Consider the following 14,053-nt stretch of genomic DNA (forward strand, 5'->3'; position numbering starts at 1 on the left):
TTTAGACCGTCTTGGAGGGGCTGGTGAAGATGTCTTCTATGGCCAGCTCGAACAGTTCTGCGATCTTGAACGCCAGCGGCAGCGACGGATCGTAGCGCCCCGTCTCGATCGCATTGACGCTCTGCCGCGACACGTCGAGCCGTTCGGCAAGGTCGCCCTGGCTCCAGTCGCGTTCGGCCCGCAGTATCTTCAGCCGGTTCTTCATGCGGCGCGGCGCATTGTGGCGATGTTATAGCCCCAGCCGATCCACAGTCCCGCGAACCACAGCACCGCCGCGTAATAGGCGGCGATGTGCGGTACCAGCCCGAAGCCTTCGAGAAATCCCCATGCGGTCATGATGCTCAGCATGAACCCGGTCGCGATCAGCGACTGCCGGATCATCAGCATGCGCAGATACTCGTCGGTCTCTTCTACGATGTAGCGGCCGAGCGCGAAGAAGATGCCGATCAGCGGCAGGGCAGGCAGCAGCGCCGCGACATAGGCGATCGGTCCGTGCAGCGTGCCCTGCACGAAGAGATGGATCGTCGCGAACAACAAGGCTGCGTAGGCGAGACTGAGCAGCATGACGCGGCGGTTGTAGCGGCGAATGGCAGGATTCGTGAGCATGGAAAGCGTCCTTTCGAATCAGTAAAGGAAGCTTGTCATTGGTAGCGCTAGGAGTCAACGACGCTTTACATGTCGCAGCTTTCCTCCCCCGCCAGGGGGAGGATCGATGGGACGACCTCGCGGCGCGTGTCAGATGATGAATTCGACCGTCTTCATCTGCGTCTGGTCGGCCGCGACCGCGCCGCGCTTCTCGACCATCTGGCGGTGCAGGTCTGCGACCGTCTCGCTCCCTCGCGTCTTGCACAAGGCCGGCACGAACGCATGGACCAGCGCACCGAGACCGCCCTTGATCATCGTCACGCCGAACCGGCTGGCGACGCCGAAATGCTCGGCATAGCTCTCGCCGACGGTGGCAGGGTGGTCGAGGAACAGGCGGCGAAACATGAGCGGTCTCCTGCCTTGCTCTATATCAGCGGGCGCCCAAGGCGTCGACCATCCCCGCGGCCAGCACGCTCAGCGTGTCGTCGCGCGCGCCCATCACGACGATCCGGTCGCCCGGCCGCGCTACCGCGACCAGCGCGGCGGCCGCCTCCGCGCGGTCGGCGATATGCCGGGCGTCGCGACCACCAGCGGCGATCTGCCCGACGATATCCGCACTGGTGACCTCTCGCGTGACCGTCCCGCCATAATAGGCCGGGTCGGGCAGGACGAGCACATCGTCTTCCGCCATCCGCTCGACGAACGTGGCGACGAGTTCGCGGCCCATCACCTTCAGCGGGCCATAGCCGTGCGGCTGGAAAAACAGCAGCAGCCGTCCGGGGAAGGCGTGGAGCGTGTCGAGCGTCGCGGCGATCTTGTCCGGGTTGTGCCCGAAATCGTCGATCACCGCGACTCCGCCGGCTTCGCCGACCAGATCGAAGCGCCGCCGCAAGCCCGTGAACCCGGCGATCGCCTTGACCGCATCGGCCAGCGACACATCCGCCGCCATCGCTGCGCCGATCGCGGCGAGCGCGTTTGACACGTTGTGGCGCCCCGGCACCGCGAGCTTCACCGGCGTCCGCACGCCGCGCGAGACGAGATCGAAGCGGATCGCGAACGGCTCAGGCTTCAGGTTTTCGGCGCGCAGATCGGCCGACGCGTCGATCGCGAACGTCGTCACCTGACCGCGCGGCAGGCGTGCAGCGAGCGCGGCGGCGTCGGGATCGTTCGCGTTCACCACCGCCGTCTCGGCCTTCGCGATGAAGTCCCCGAACAGCACGCGCAGTTCCTCCAGCGACTTGTGATCGAGGCTGACATTGTTGAGCACCGCGATTTTCGGCGCATAGCCCGCGATCGATCCGTCGCTCTCGTCGACCTCGCTGACGAACGCCTCTCCCTCTCCGACCAGCGCGCTCGCGAACGGCGCGTCGGGGGTGGCGAAGTTCTTCATCACCGCGCCGTTCATCACCGTCGGATCGCGCCCGACGGCGTGGAGGATCCAGCCGATCATCCCGGTAACGGTCGACTTGCCGCTCGTTCCCGCGACGCCGATCGGCAACCGGCTGTCGTTGAACAGCGACGCGAGCATCGCCGCGCGGGTCGAACGGGTGCAGCCGAGCGCGTCCGCGGCGATCATGTCCGGCACGGTCGCCTCGATCGCGGCTGAGGCGATCACGAGCTGGTCTGCCGAGACGATCCCGCTGCCGTCCTGTGGGAACAGCGCGACGCCCTTGGCGGCAAGGTCGTCGAACTTGGCGGGGACCCGGCCCTGGTCGAGGTTGCGATCGGAACCGGCGACGGTCGCGCCGCGCCCCGCGAGGATCATCGCGAGCGGCATCATGCCGGATCCGCCGATGCCGACGAAGAAACAGGGTTTGCTGATATCCATCGGCCCGCGATATGGGCGGTTTGGTAACGGGGCAAGGTCGGGAACACGAACAATGCGCATCGGTGTCCTCGCCGCGTCGAGCCGGACCAATCCCGCGGCGATCGCCAAGATCACCGCCTATGCGGCGACCGCGTTTCCGGAGGTCGAGCTCGTCTTCCATCCACAATGCCTGGAGACCGACGGTCATTTCGCGGGCTCGGACTTTCGGCGCGCGGCGGCATTCCTGGAGTACGCCAACGATCCGGCGTTCGACGCGCTGTGGTTCCTGCGCGGCGGTTATGGCGCGAACCGCATCCTCGCGATGGTGATGCCCGAACTCGGGAGGGCGGCGCGGCACAAGACGTATCTGGGCTATTCCGACGTCGGTTTCCTGCTCGGTGCGCTTTACGCCCGGCGGATCGGTCGGCCGGTGCACGGCCCGATGGTCAGCGACGTCAACCGGCATGACGGCGAGGCGACGGTCGCGCGGTCGCTGGGCTGGATGGTGCGGGGCGATCGGGCGGGGCTGGAGCCGGGCCTGGACGGGCGGCCCTCGGCGGCGTTCAACCTCAGCATCCTGACGTCGCTGATCGGCACGCCGTGGCTGCCCGATCTCACCGATCACGTGCTGATCGTCGAGGAGGTGTCGGAGGCGATGTACGCGATCGACCGCATGCTCTTCAAAGTCGCCAACGCCACGCAGTTGAAGGGCATCGCCGGCCTGCGCCTTGGCGCGGTGACCGCGGTGCAGGAGAACGATCCGCCCTGGGGCGAGACGCTCGACTATATGATGGTGAGATGGTCGCGCGACATGGGCGTGCCCTATCTCGGGCGCGCTGAGGTCGGTCACACGCAGGCCAACCACGTGGTGCCGTTCGGCGTGGTTTGAGGCGCGCCGCCCCACCGACCGACCCGACCCAAGCTGACCCGACCTTCAGCTCCGGCACCACCCCCGACCGTCACCCCAGCGAAAGCTGGGGTATCCCTGTTGGCGGATGCTGCGACCCGAATGGGGGGATCCCAGCTTTCGCTGGGATGACGGGCAAAGGAGGAGGGCGGTGGCAGGTGGCAGGTGGCAGGCGGGGGCGGTGCAATAGTGCCGGCCGTCAATTACCGCCCGAACCCCCACATCATGGCTCCAGCGAAGCGGGTTGCCTATATAGGTCGCGCGACGGCATAAGCCGCGCACTTCCAACACGAGAAAGTCCCTCATGTCCGCCATGTTCCGCATTACGCTCCCCGACGGTTCCGTCCGCGAGGTTGCGCCCGGGACTACCCCCGCGGATGTCGCCGCTGCGATCGGCCCGGGGCTCGCCAAGGCAGCGCTCGCCGCACGGATCGACGGCCAGGTGCGCGATCTCAACCGGCCGTTCGAAGGGGACACGCAGCTAGCGCTCGTCACCGCGCGCGACGAGGCGGATGCGCTCGAACTCGTCCGCCACGATCTCGCGCATGTTATGGCGGAGGCGGTGCAGCATCTCTTCCCCGGCACGCAGATCACCTTCGGCCCGGCGACCGACGACGGTTTCTATTACGACTTCGCGCCCCCCAAGATCGATGGGAAGGATCGCCCGTTCACCGACGAGGACCTCCCCGCGATCGAGGCCGAGATGCGCGCGATCATCGCCCGGAACGAGCCGTTCCAGCGCGAGGTCTGGTCGCGCCAGCAGCTGATCGATCGCTGGACGCAGCAGGGCGAGAGCTTCAAGGCCGAATGGGCCGCCGAACTGCCCGAGGGCGAGGAACTGACGATCTATCGCCAGGGCGAGTGGCTCGACATGTGCCGCGGGCCGCACATGGCCTCGACCGGCAAGCTCGACCCCGCCGCGTTCAAGCTAACCCGCGTCAGCGGAGCCTATTGGCGCGGCGACCAGAAGAACGCGATGCTCAGCCGCATCTACGGCACCGGCTGGCTCAACAAGAAGCAGCTCGACCAGCACCTCTTCCGCCTCGAGGAAGCGGCCAAGCGCGATCACCGGAAAATCGGCGCGGAGATGGACCTGTTCCACCTCCAGTCCGAAGCACAAGGGTCGGTGTTCTGGCATCCCAACGGCTTCGTGCTGTGGCGCCAGCTCGAGGCGTATATGCGCCGTCGCCTCGACGCCGCCGATTATGCCGAGGTGAAGACCCCGCAGCTGATGGACGCCAAGCAGTGGGAGCAGTCGGGCCACTGGGGCAAGTACCGCGAGAACATGTTCGTCGTCCCCGACGAGATCCCCAATGCGGAGGACGAGGGCGCGATCCTGTCGGGCAAGGGCGACCTGATGGCGCTGAAACCGATGAACTGCCCCGCGCACGTCCTGATCTTCAAGCAGGGGATCAAGTCGTACCGCGACCTGCCGATCCGGATGGCCGAGTTCGGCTGCTGCCACCGCAACGAGCCGCACGGGGCGCTGCACGGCATCATGCGCGTCCGCCAGTTCACGCAGGACGACGCGCATATCTTCGTTCGCGAGGATCAGCTCGTCGAGGAAGTCCGGAAATTCTGCGAGCTGCTCGACAGCGTCTACAAGCATCTTGGCTTCGAGGATTATGCGGTGAAGCTCGCGCTGCGCCCCGACAATCGGTTCGGCGACGACGCGATGTGGGACAAGGCCGAGGCCGAACTGCGCGAGGCGGTGATGCAGTCGGGTCTCAGTGACACGATCAAGGCGAACTTCGAGGAACTGCCGGGCGAGGGGGCGTTCTATGCGCCGAAGCTCGAATTTCACCTGACCGACGCGATCGGCCGGACGTGGCAGGTCGGCACGATCCAGTCGGACCGCGTGCTGCCCGAGCGACTCGACGCATCGTACGTCGGCGCGGACGGCGAGCGGCACCGCCCGGTCATGCTCCACCGCGCGATCCTCGGCACGTTCGAGCGCTTTCTCGGCATCCTGATCGAGCATCACGCCGGGCGCTTCCCGCTCTGGCTCGCGCCGGTGCAGGTGGTGGTCGCGACGATCGTGTCCGACGCGGACGATTATGCGCATGAGGTCGCGGCGAAGCTGAAGGCGGCGGGGATCCGCGTCGAGACCGACCTGCGCAACGAGAAGATCAACTACAAGGTGCGCGAGCATTCGCTGGCCAAGGTGCCGCTGCTGTTCGTCGTCGGCAAGCGCGAGGCGGACGAGGGCACCGTCGCGATCCGTCGTCTCGGCAGCCAAGGCCAGGAGATGATGGCGCTCGACGATGCGACCGCACGGGTTGCGATCGAGGCGCGCGCACCCGATATGTGATCGCAAGGGCCGGCTATTCGCCATCTGTTCGGACGCGCGTTTCTGCGCTATACGCCGGCCCAAATACTTTGTCAGAAACAACAGGAGCAATCCCCATACGTCCTCCAACGATGCGCCGGCCGATGCAGGCGCCCGCGATGAACGGCCCGCGATTCAACGAATTCATCCAGAGCCAGAAGGTCCGCGTGATCGATCACGAGGGCGAGAATCTGGGCGTGATGTTCACGCGCGAAGCGATCGAGCAGGCAGCCGAGCATGGCCTCGACCTGGTCGAAGTGTCGCCTAACGCCGATCCGCCCGTCGCCAAGTTCCTCGATGTCGGCAAGTTCAAGTACGAGGCGCAGAAGAAGGCCAACCTCGCACGCAAGTCGCAGAAGACGCAGGAGATCAAGGAGATCAAGATGCGTCCGAACATCGACGACCATGACTATGACACGAAGATGAAGAAGGTGAACGACTTCATCGGCGAGGGCGACAAGGTCAAGATCACGCTGCGTTTCCGCGGCCGCGAACTCAGCCACGGCCAGCTCGGCATGAACCTGTTGAAGCGCGTCCAGGACGACGTCGCGGAGATCGCCAAGATCGAGGCGTATCCGCGCATGGAAGGCCGCCAGATGCTGATGGTGCTCGCACCTAAGTAAGGGCGCAGTGGCTTCGGCCGTTGCGATGTGACGTTGAAAGGCTGGTCGGTCCCGAGGGATTGGCCGGCCTTTTTCGCGTCTGGCGTGTTCATGGCTGGTCCTCATTCACTGCCGGCTTGGTGCGAGAGGGAGAGGCACCTCTCTGGCCGGGATGGGGAGCAAGTGTGCTCATATCCCGCATCCTTCCACCCCGGCGAAGGCCGGGGCCCAATTGGGGAACGGTGATGAGTGCAGGCAGCGCTTCTCCACTATGGCCTTTCCAATTGGGCCCCGGCTTTCGCCGGGGTGGTGTCGTTGGCGAGGGTGGGGCCACCAACGATCGAGACTTCGCCACGTGAGACGGCTGACAGCCAGCCCCCGCATCCGTCGTTAAACAGTTGCGATTTGAAACTAGGGTTTGGTAACTGTCACGGTGTGGCGGTTCGGAGACACGATATTCAAAAATCGCTTTCCGTATGCGGAAATTACTAGACGTGACCGTATGTATCTCTCTACCTATCGGCCAAACCATAAGTTCGAAAATATCCGAACATTCAGGAGAGAATGCCGATGCGTATGACCGCATATCTGTTGTCCGCCGTTGCGACCGCGGCCTTCGTCACCCCGGCATTCGCGCAGGACGTGCCGACCACCCAGCCCGAAGCGCAGACCGCCACCACCACTTCGGGTACCGCCGCTGGTTCGGTCGATGCCGGCCAGGCCCCGGTTGCGCAACAAGGTGTTGCACCGCAGGCTGACACAGGCGGCAACGCCAGCGACATCGTCATCACCGCCACGCGCCGTTCCGAGCGCCTCTCGAACGTGCCGATCGCGGTGTCGGCGGTCGGCTCGGCCGCGCTGGAGAACACCGGCGCCAACGACATCCGCCAGGCGACGCAGCTCGTGCCCTCGCTGCTGATCTCCTCGACCGGCAGCGAGGCCAACGCCTCCGCCCGCGTCCGCGGCATCGGCACGGTCGGCGACAACCCCGGCCTCGAAAGTTCGGTCGCGGTGTTCATCGACGGCGTCTATCGCAGCCGCACGGGTTCGGGCCTGAACGACCTCGGCGAAGTCGATCGCATCGAAGTCCTGCGTGGCCCGCAGGGTACGCTGTCGGGCCGCAACGCTACCGCGGGCTCGATCAACATCCTGACCAAGCTGCCCTCGTATAACTTCGGCGGCTATGCCGAGGCGACCTATGGCAACTACAACAACGTCCGCATCGCCGGCGGGCTGACCGGCCCGATCATCAAGGACAAGCTGGCGTTCCGCCTCGACGGCGTGTTCGGCAAGCGCGACGGCTTCTATTACGACGTCATCAACAACACCGACTACAACGATCGCAACCGCTATTTCGTTCGCGGCCAGCTGTTGTTCGAGCCCTCGTCCGACGTCACCGTCCGGCTGATCGGCGACTATACGCACCGCGACGAGAAGTGCTGCGGCGCGGTCTACATCAACACCCAGGAAAAGATCGATCCGACCCCCGGCACGCCCGGTGATTTCGCGATCAACCCCGCCGGCAACCGTATCGTCCAGGTCATGCAGAGCATGGGCGCGGTGTTCCCGAGCGCAGGCGATCCGTATAACCGCCGCATCGCCAATTCGCCCGGCAAGGCGTATTCGAACGTCACGACCGATTACGGCGGCTCGGGCCAGATCGACGTCAACCTTGGCGGCGCATCGCTCACCTCGATCACCGCATACCGCGAATACAAATCGGGCGGCGCGGCCGACATCGACTATGGCAATCTCGACATTGGCTATCGTCCCGACGACGGCAACAGCTTCCGCCAGTTCCACACCTTCAGCCAGGAAGTCCGCCTGAACGGCTCGCTGTTCGACGACAAGCTCGACTGGTTGATCGGCGGTTATTATTCGAAGGAAGACCTGGTCGTTGCCGACAACCTGAAGTTCGGCACGCAGTACGGCGCGTTCGCGGCCTGCCGTATCGTCGCGACGGCCAATCCGCTGGCGGCGCTGCGCAACCCGAACAACCCGGGTTGCCTCAGCAATACGCCACAAGCGGCTCTTGGTGGTGCTACCGGGCGTCAGGCGCTTGGCGCAGGGTTCGGCACCCTCGCACCCACGATCCTCGCCGGCCTCGATCGTCTGAGCACGCTCAACAATTTGGGCGATCAGCGTTCGACCTATTACCAGGACAGCGAGAATTACGCGTTCTTCACGCACAACATCTTCAAGCTGACCGACAAGCTGTCGATCACCGGCGGCCTGCGCTACACGCACGAGGCGAAGGATTTCCACGCCGATTTCAACAACAACAACACCGTCTGCCCGGCTCAGCAAGCCGCTCTCAGCCCGCTGCTCGCGAGTGCCAACGTGCCTGCCCAGCTCAAGACGCTTGTCGGTGGTATCATCACGCTGACCTGCACGGGCAACTCGACATCGGCGCTCAACAACCTCGACCTCAACAACGGGTTCAAGGAAGGCGAGTTTACCGGCACCGGCGTGATTTCGTACAAGCCGCGCACCGACACGCTGCTCTACGCCTCCTATTCGCGCGGCTACAAGGCGGGCGGCTACAATCTCGACCGCTCGGATCTGACGGCGAACGTGTTCTCCGCACCAACCAATGCGAGCGCCGCCAATCTGCGCTTCGATCCCGAGACGGTGAACGCGTTTGAAGTCGGCCTGAAGTTCACCTCGAAGGACTTCACCTTCAACGTCGCGGGCTTCCGCCAGGAGTTCAAGAACTTCCAGCTGAACACGTTCAACGGCACCAACTTCATCGTCGAGAACATCAGCACCTGCGGCACCAGCCTCAACGGTGCGGATACCGATGCCAGCGCCACCACGGGCGCCTGCACGGGCGACGTGAAATACGGCGTGATCTCGCAGGGCTTCGAACTCGAGGCAGGGCTGTTCCCGGCGCCGAACTATACGGTGAACCTCGGCTACACCTACACGAACACGCGTTTCCGCAACAATCTGGTCGGTAGCGAATCGGGCCAGGCGCTCGATCCGGCGCTGTTCCTGCTGTCCGGCAGCAACCTGTCGAATGCGCCGAAGCACACTGTGACGGCATCGACCGCGTGGACGCCCGATATCGGCTCGTCGGGCATGACCGCGTTGTTCTACGTCGATGGCCGCATGACCAGCGACTACAATACCGGCTCCGACCTGTTCCCCGAAAAGGGCCAGGATGGCTTCTTCCTGATGAACGCGCGTGTCGGTATTCGTGGTCCGGCGCAGAAGTGGGCGCTGGAAGTCTGGGCGCAGAACCTGCTCGATACCAACTACCAGCAGGTCGCGTTCAACGCGCCGTTCCAGGGTGCCGGCAGCCAGGCGCAGACCCAGGCGTTCGGCTCGACCGCGAACCAGATCTTCACCTCGTATCTGGGTGAGCCGCGGACCTACGGCCTGACGCTGCGCACGCGCTTCTGATCGAGGGCGCAGGGTAAGAAAAAGCCGGTCCGCACTCACATGCGGGCCGGCTTTTTTTGTTTAGAGAATGCTCGGCCCCAGAAGATCCGTCACCCCGGGCTTGTTCCGGGGTCCACGGTTCCGCGTATCAGCGGCTACTGGGTGTGCGGACCGGTGGATGCCGGAACGAGCCCGGCATGACGAAGGGGTGAGACGGCAACACTAAGCCGCCAGGTCGATCTCTTCCCCGGCCGCCGCCGCCAGCAACCTTCGTTCCAGGGTCTTCAACCTCGCGGGTTGGGTGATGCGGTCGCCGGTCAGGTCGGTGATGTAGAACGTGTCGACAGCACGCTCGCCATAGGTCGCGACATGGGCGGAATGGATCGTCACCTTCGACTGGAACAGCGCATTGGCGAGCTGGTTCAGCAACGCCGGTCGATCGCGCGCATTGACCTCGACCACGGTGAACCGGTTCGACGCCTTGTTGTCGACCAGCGCATTGGGGACGATGTCGAACGCCTCCGCCCGTGTCCGGGGTAGGGGCTTGGCCACCAGTCGGTCGGCGAGTTTGCCGCGATTGGCGAGCGCATCCTCGATCGCCGTCTTTAGCCGCGACAGCTGACCGGACTCGTCGAACGGTCGGCCGAACGGATCCTGCACCAGGAAATTATCGACCGCCATCCCGTCGCGCGTCGTGTGGATTCGCGCGTCGATGATGTTGCCGCCGGCGACGTGGATTGCGCCCGCGATACGGTAGAACAGCCCGGGATGATCGGCCGCGTAGATCGTCACCAGCGTCGCGCCGCGCCCCGGATAGACATGCGCGTCGATCGCCAGTTGCGCGTCGCCGGTATCGGCGAGGAAGCGGGCATTATGCGCCAGCACGTCCTCCGGCTCGGCGATCCAATACGCCTCGGGAAGCCGGTGGACGAGCGTCGCGAAGGCGCTTTCGTCCCAGCCGAGCGCGTCGCGCAGATGCTCCTGCTTGGCCGCGATCCGCTCCGCACGCCCCTTCTGCTTGTGACCCAACCGCAGCACTTCCTCGGCCGCCTCGTACAGGTCGCCGAGCAGCTGGCGTTTCCAGCCGTTCCACACGCCGGGCCCGACCGCGCGGATATCGACGATCGTCAGCGTCAGCAGCAGGCGGAGCCGCTCCGGGCTCTGCACCACGTCGCAGAAATCGAGGATCGTCTTGAAATCGCTGAGGTCGCGCTTGAACGCGGTCGCCGACATCAGCAAATGCCAGCGTACCAGCCACGCGACCGTCTCGGTCTCGGCGGGGGTCAGCCCGAATCGCGGGCAAAGCCGCCGCGCCACCTCCGCGCCAAGAATCGAGTGATCGCCGCCACGTCCCTTGGCGATGTCATGGAGCAGGACCGCGACATACAGCGCGCGCCGCGACACGATCTGCTCGAAGATCGCGCTGGCGAGCGGATGCTCCTCTTTCAGCACGCCGCTCTCGATCCGCGCGAGCAGGCCGATCGCGCGAATCGTGTGCTCGTCGACGGTGTAGTGATGGTACATGTCGAACTGCATCTGCGCGACGACGCGCGCGAAATCGGGCACGAACCGGCCGAACACGCCCGCCTCGTTCATCCAGCGCAGCACCAGTTCGGGATCGCGCGGCGAGGTGAGGATGTCGAGGAACAGAGCGTTGGCCGAAGGGCTGGTGCGCACGTCGTCGACCAGCTTCGCGTCGCGGGCGGCGGCGCGCATCGCCAGCGGGTGGATCTCGACACCGTGCTTGTCGGCGAGCTGGAAGATCTCGATCAGCCGGCCGGGGTCGGCCTTGAAGAAATCGTCGTTCGGCAGCGCCAGCCGCCCGCGATCGAGCACGAAGCCGTTGAGCTTGCGGGGGCTACGACGGATCGTCGGCAACCCGAACCGCCGTCCCCGCGCCGCGAATTTCTCGTCGAGATGCGCGAGGAACACGCCGCTGAGCGTGCCGACGGTCTTCGCCTGCAGAAAATAAAACTGCATGAACCGCTCGACCTTCGACTTGCCGGGGCGATCCGAGAACCGCATCCGGTCGGCGATCTCGCGTTGCAGGTCGAAGGTCAGGCGATCCTCGGCACGCCCGGTGATGCTGTGCAGGTGGCAGCGCACCGCCTGGAAGAAATTGTCGGCGCGGTGGAACAGCCGGTATTCGGCCTTGGTGAACAGCCCAACCTCGACCAGTTCGGCGGCGCGCTGGACGTCGTAGATATACTTGCCGATCCAGAACAGCGCGTGGAGATCGCGCAGGCCACCCTTGCCCTCCTTGATGTTGGGCTCGACGACATAGCGCGTGTCGCCCATCTTGCGGTGGCGCGCGTCGCGTTCGGCGAGCTTGTCGGCGATGAAGGTGCGTGCGGTGTCCGCCTGGACCTCGGTCTTGAACCGGTGCGACGCCTGCTCGTAGAGTTCGGTATCGCCGCACACATAGCGCGCCTCGAGCAACGCGGTGCGGACGGTGACGTCGCCCTTGGCCTGACGCACCATCTCGTCGAGCGAGCGGCTCGACTGGCCGAGCTTCAGCCCGACATCCCATAGCGCATACAGCATCGATTCGATCACGCGCTCGGCCCAGGGCGTCTGCTTGCCGGGGGTGAGGAAGCCGATGTCGACGTCGGAATGCGGCGCCATTTCCGCGCGGCCATAGCCGCCGACCGCGATCAGCGTCAGCCGCTCGCCGATCGTCGGGTTCGGCAGCGGATAAAGTCGCTGCGTGGTGAAATCGAACAGCACGCGGAGCAGCTGGTCGATCAGATACGCCTGCGCGCCCGCAGCTTCGAGCCCGCGTGAGGGGTGTTCGATCAGCCGCCGCTCGACTTCGATCCGGCCGCTGTCGAGTGCTGCCTTCAGCAGCGCGGTCGCCTCGCGGCGGAGCGCGGTCGGGTCGACGCCTTCCAGTGCGGCGATGGTTTCGGCGAGCGCGCGACGATCGACGATCGCGCGGCGGTTGGGGAGGTGGTCGAAGCGGCCGGTCATCCGCGTCAGATAGGGGCGCGATGCGCGTGCGTCATCAGGATTGCGCAAACGGCCTGCGAAACGTAACCGGACGCCCGAGTGGAGGACGAAAATGAGCGAACCATTGCGCGTGGCCCTGGCAGGGTTGGGTACCGTTGGCGGCGGGGTGATCCGATTGCTGGATGCGAACCGCGAGTTGATTGCCAAGCGAGCGGGGCGGCCGATCGAGATCGTCGCGGTGTCCGCACGCGATCGCGGCAAGGATCGCGGCGTCGATCTGTCGAGCTTCGCGTGGGTCGATGACACGACTGCGCTAGCGAAACAGCCGGGGGCGGATGTCGTGGTCGAGCTGATCGGGGGATCGGACGGCCCGGCGTTGACGCTGGCGCGCAGCACGCTGGCGGCGGGGCGCAATTTCGTCACCGCGAACAAGGCGATGATCGCGCATCACGGCCTCGAACTCGCACAGGCGGCGGAGGCAGCGGGCGTCGCGCTGAAGTTCGAGGCCGCGGTCGCGGGCGGCATCCCGGTCATCAAGGGGCTTCGTGAAGGCGCGGCGGCAAACGAGATCGCCCGCGTGTACGGCATCCTCAACGGGACCTGCAATTTCATCCTGTCGAAGATGGAGTCGGAAGGCCGCGACTTTGCCGAGGTGCTCGCCGAAGCGCAGGCCTTGGGGTTTGCGGAGTCCGATCCGAGCTTCGACATCGACGGCGTCGATGCGGCGCACAAGCTGTCGATCCTGGCGGCCGTCGCGTTCGGGACGCAGCCGGCGTTCGACGACGTCGCGATCAGCGGCATCCGGCATCTGCTGGGCGCGGATATCGCCGAAGCGGCGGCCTTGGGGTATCGCGTACGACTGCTCGGGCTGGCGGAAGCAGGCGCGGACGGACTGTTCCAGCGCGTCCACCCGCATCTCGTGCCGATCGATCATCCGCTGGCGCATGTCACCGGATCGCTCAACGCGGTCGTCGCGGAGGGCAATTTCGTTGGCCGCCTGCTGTTCCAGGGTGCCGGCGCGGGCGATGGCCCGACCGCGAGTGCGGTGGTGGCCGACCTGATCGACATCGCGCGCGGCGAGTTCGGGCCGCCGTTCGCGATGCCGGTCGTGTCGCTGACGGCGGCACCGAAGGCGGATAGCGGCGAGCGGCGTGGCCGCGCGTATCTGCGCTTCATGGTCGCGGACCGGGTCGGCGTGCTGGCCGAGATCGCGGCAGCGATGCGCGACGCGGGTGTGTCGATCGAGAGCCTGATCCAGCGCGGGGCGATTGCGGATGGCAGCGTGCTGGTCGCGATCGTCACGCATGAGAGCCCGGAGCGGTCGATCGCGCAGGCGCTGGAGAAGTTGCGTGGGTCGCAGAGCCTCGTGGGCCAGCCTATGTGGATGCATATTCTGGGGTAAGGGGGCAACCTTGGTGTCGACCACCCCGGCGAAGGCCGGGGCCCAATTGGGGGACGGTTGTAACGGCGGACTGTGCGCCGTYACTGCR

General features: G+C 65.4%; 10 protein-coding genes. 5 read left to right on the forward strand and 5 right to left on the reverse strand.

The window, feature by feature from the left end:
- Position 1 precedes the first annotated feature (1 nt).
- From VH567_RS14735 to VH567_RS14750, 4 genes are all read right to left on the reverse strand, one after another.
- On the reverse strand, positions 2 to 205 hold the full coding sequence (locus VH567_RS14735) for a helix-turn-helix transcriptional regulator (RefSeq protein ID WP_423327009.1): 204 nt from the start codon (positions 203 to 205) through the stop codon (positions 2 to 4).
- Positions 202 to 606: a hypothetical protein gene (locus VH567_RS14740; protein WP_423327010.1), complete on the reverse strand. Its 405-nt coding sequence runs from the start codon at positions 604 to 606 to the stop codon at positions 202 to 204. Before VH567_RS14740 ends, VH567_RS14735 begins: the two co-directional genes overlap by 4 nt.
- Before the next feature lie 129 nt (positions 607 to 735).
- Complete coding sequence (locus VH567_RS14745; protein ID WP_187504007.1) at positions 736 to 990, reverse strand: DUF6356 family protein; 255 nt, start codon at positions 988 to 990, stop codon at positions 736 to 738.
- Between the two features lie 25 nt (positions 991 to 1,015).
- Positions 1,016 to 2,413 (reverse strand): Mur ligase family protein, encoded by a 1,398-nt coding sequence (locus VH567_RS14750; protein WP_423327011.1) that lies wholly within the window; start codon positions 2,411 to 2,413, stop codon positions 1,016 to 1,018.
- Between the two features lie 52 nt (positions 2,414 to 2,465).
- Here VH567_RS14750 and VH567_RS14755 point away from each other — a divergent pair, with 52 nt between their 5' ends.
- The 4 genes from VH567_RS14755 (at position 2,466) to VH567_RS14770 (ending at position 9,635) form a co-directional block, all read left to right on the forward strand.
- Positions 2,466 to 3,281, forward strand: coding sequence for an LD-carboxypeptidase (locus VH567_RS14755; protein ID WP_423327012.1), 816 nt, complete (start codon positions 2,466 to 2,468; stop codon positions 3,279 to 3,281).
- Positions 3,282 to 3,603: 322 nt separating this feature from the next.
- Entirely contained in the window at positions 3,604 to 5,610 is a 2,007-nt protein-coding gene (gene thrS, locus VH567_RS14760) for a threonine--tRNA ligase (protein ID WP_423327013.1), read from the forward strand.
- 110 nt (positions 5,611 to 5,720) lie between these two features.
- The gene (infC, locus tag VH567_RS14765; RefSeq protein WP_056411632.1) at positions 5,721 to 6,251 is read left to right on the forward strand and encodes a translation initiation factor IF-3; all 531 of its coding nucleotides are present in this window, start codon (positions 5,721 to 5,723) and stop codon (positions 6,249 to 6,251) included.
- Positions 6,252 to 6,800: 549 nt separating this feature from the next.
- Positions 6,801 to 9,635: a TonB-dependent receptor gene (locus VH567_RS14770; RefSeq protein ID WP_423327014.1), complete on the forward strand. Its 2,835-nt coding sequence runs from the start codon at positions 6,801 to 6,803 to the stop codon at positions 9,633 to 9,635.
- A 201-nt stretch (positions 9,636 to 9,836) separates the two neighbouring features.
- On the opposite strand, the gene VH567_RS14775 is transcribed toward VH567_RS14770, so the two are convergent.
- The gene (locus VH567_RS14775) at positions 9,837 to 12,584 is read right to left on the reverse strand and encodes a [protein-PII] uridylyltransferase (protein WP_423327015.1); all 2,748 of its coding nucleotides are present in this window, start codon (positions 12,582 to 12,584) and stop codon (positions 9,837 to 9,839) included.
- A 91-nt stretch (positions 12,585 to 12,675) separates the two neighbouring features.
- On the opposite strand from VH567_RS14775, the gene VH567_RS14780 reads away from it, so the two are divergent.
- The gene (locus tag VH567_RS14780) at positions 12,676 to 13,965 is read left to right on the forward strand and encodes a homoserine dehydrogenase (RefSeq protein WP_423327016.1); all 1,290 of its coding nucleotides are present in this window, start codon (positions 12,676 to 12,678) and stop codon (positions 13,963 to 13,965) included.
- Positions 13,966 to 14,053 lie beyond the last annotated feature (88 nt).

The organism is Sphingomonas sp. 4RDLI-65 (assembly GCF_049472435.1).
GTDB lineage: Bacteria > Pseudomonadota > Alphaproteobacteria > Sphingomonadales > Sphingomonadaceae > Sphingomonas.

What these genes read in the sequence shown, in the direction of transcription:
- VH567_RS14740 (WP_423327010.1), bottom strand. Translation starts at nt 606, where the DNA reads ATGCTCACGAATCCTGCCATTCGCCGCTACAACCGCCGCGTCATGCTG.
- VH567_RS14755 (WP_423327012.1), top strand. Translation starts at nt 2,466, where the DNA reads ATGCGCATCGGTGTCCTCGCCGCGTCGAGCCGGACCAATCCCGCGGCG.
- infC (WP_056411632.1), top strand. Translation starts at nt 5,721, where the DNA reads ATGCGCCGGCCGATGCAGGCGCCCGCGATGAACGGCCCGCGATTCAAC.
- VH567_RS14750 (WP_423327011.1), bottom strand. Translation starts at nt 2,413, where the DNA reads ATGGATATCAGCAAACCCTGTTTCTTCGTCGGCATCGGCGGATCCGGC.
- thrS (WP_423327013.1), top strand. Translation starts at nt 3,604, where the DNA reads ATGTCCGCCATGTTCCGCATTACGCTCCCCGACGGTTCCGTCCGCGAG.
- VH567_RS14745 (WP_187504007.1), bottom strand. Translation starts at nt 990, where the DNA reads ATGTTTCGCCGCCTGTTCCTCGACCACCCTGCCACCGTCGGCGAGAGC.
- VH567_RS14775 (WP_423327015.1), bottom strand. Translation starts at nt 12,584, where the DNA reads ATGACCGGCCGCTTCGACCACCTCCCCAACCGCCGCGCGATCGTCGAT.
- VH567_RS14770 (WP_423327014.1), top strand. Translation starts at nt 6,801, where the DNA reads ATGCGTATGACCGCATATCTGTTGTCCGCCGTTGCGACCGCGGCCTTC.
- VH567_RS14735 (WP_423327009.1), bottom strand. Translation starts at nt 205, where the DNA reads ATGAAGAACCGGCTGAAGATACTGCGGGCCGAACGCGACTGGAGCCAG.
- VH567_RS14780 (WP_423327016.1), top strand. Translation starts at nt 12,676, where the DNA reads ATGAGCGAACCATTGCGCGTGGCCCTGGCAGGGTTGGGTACCGTTGGC.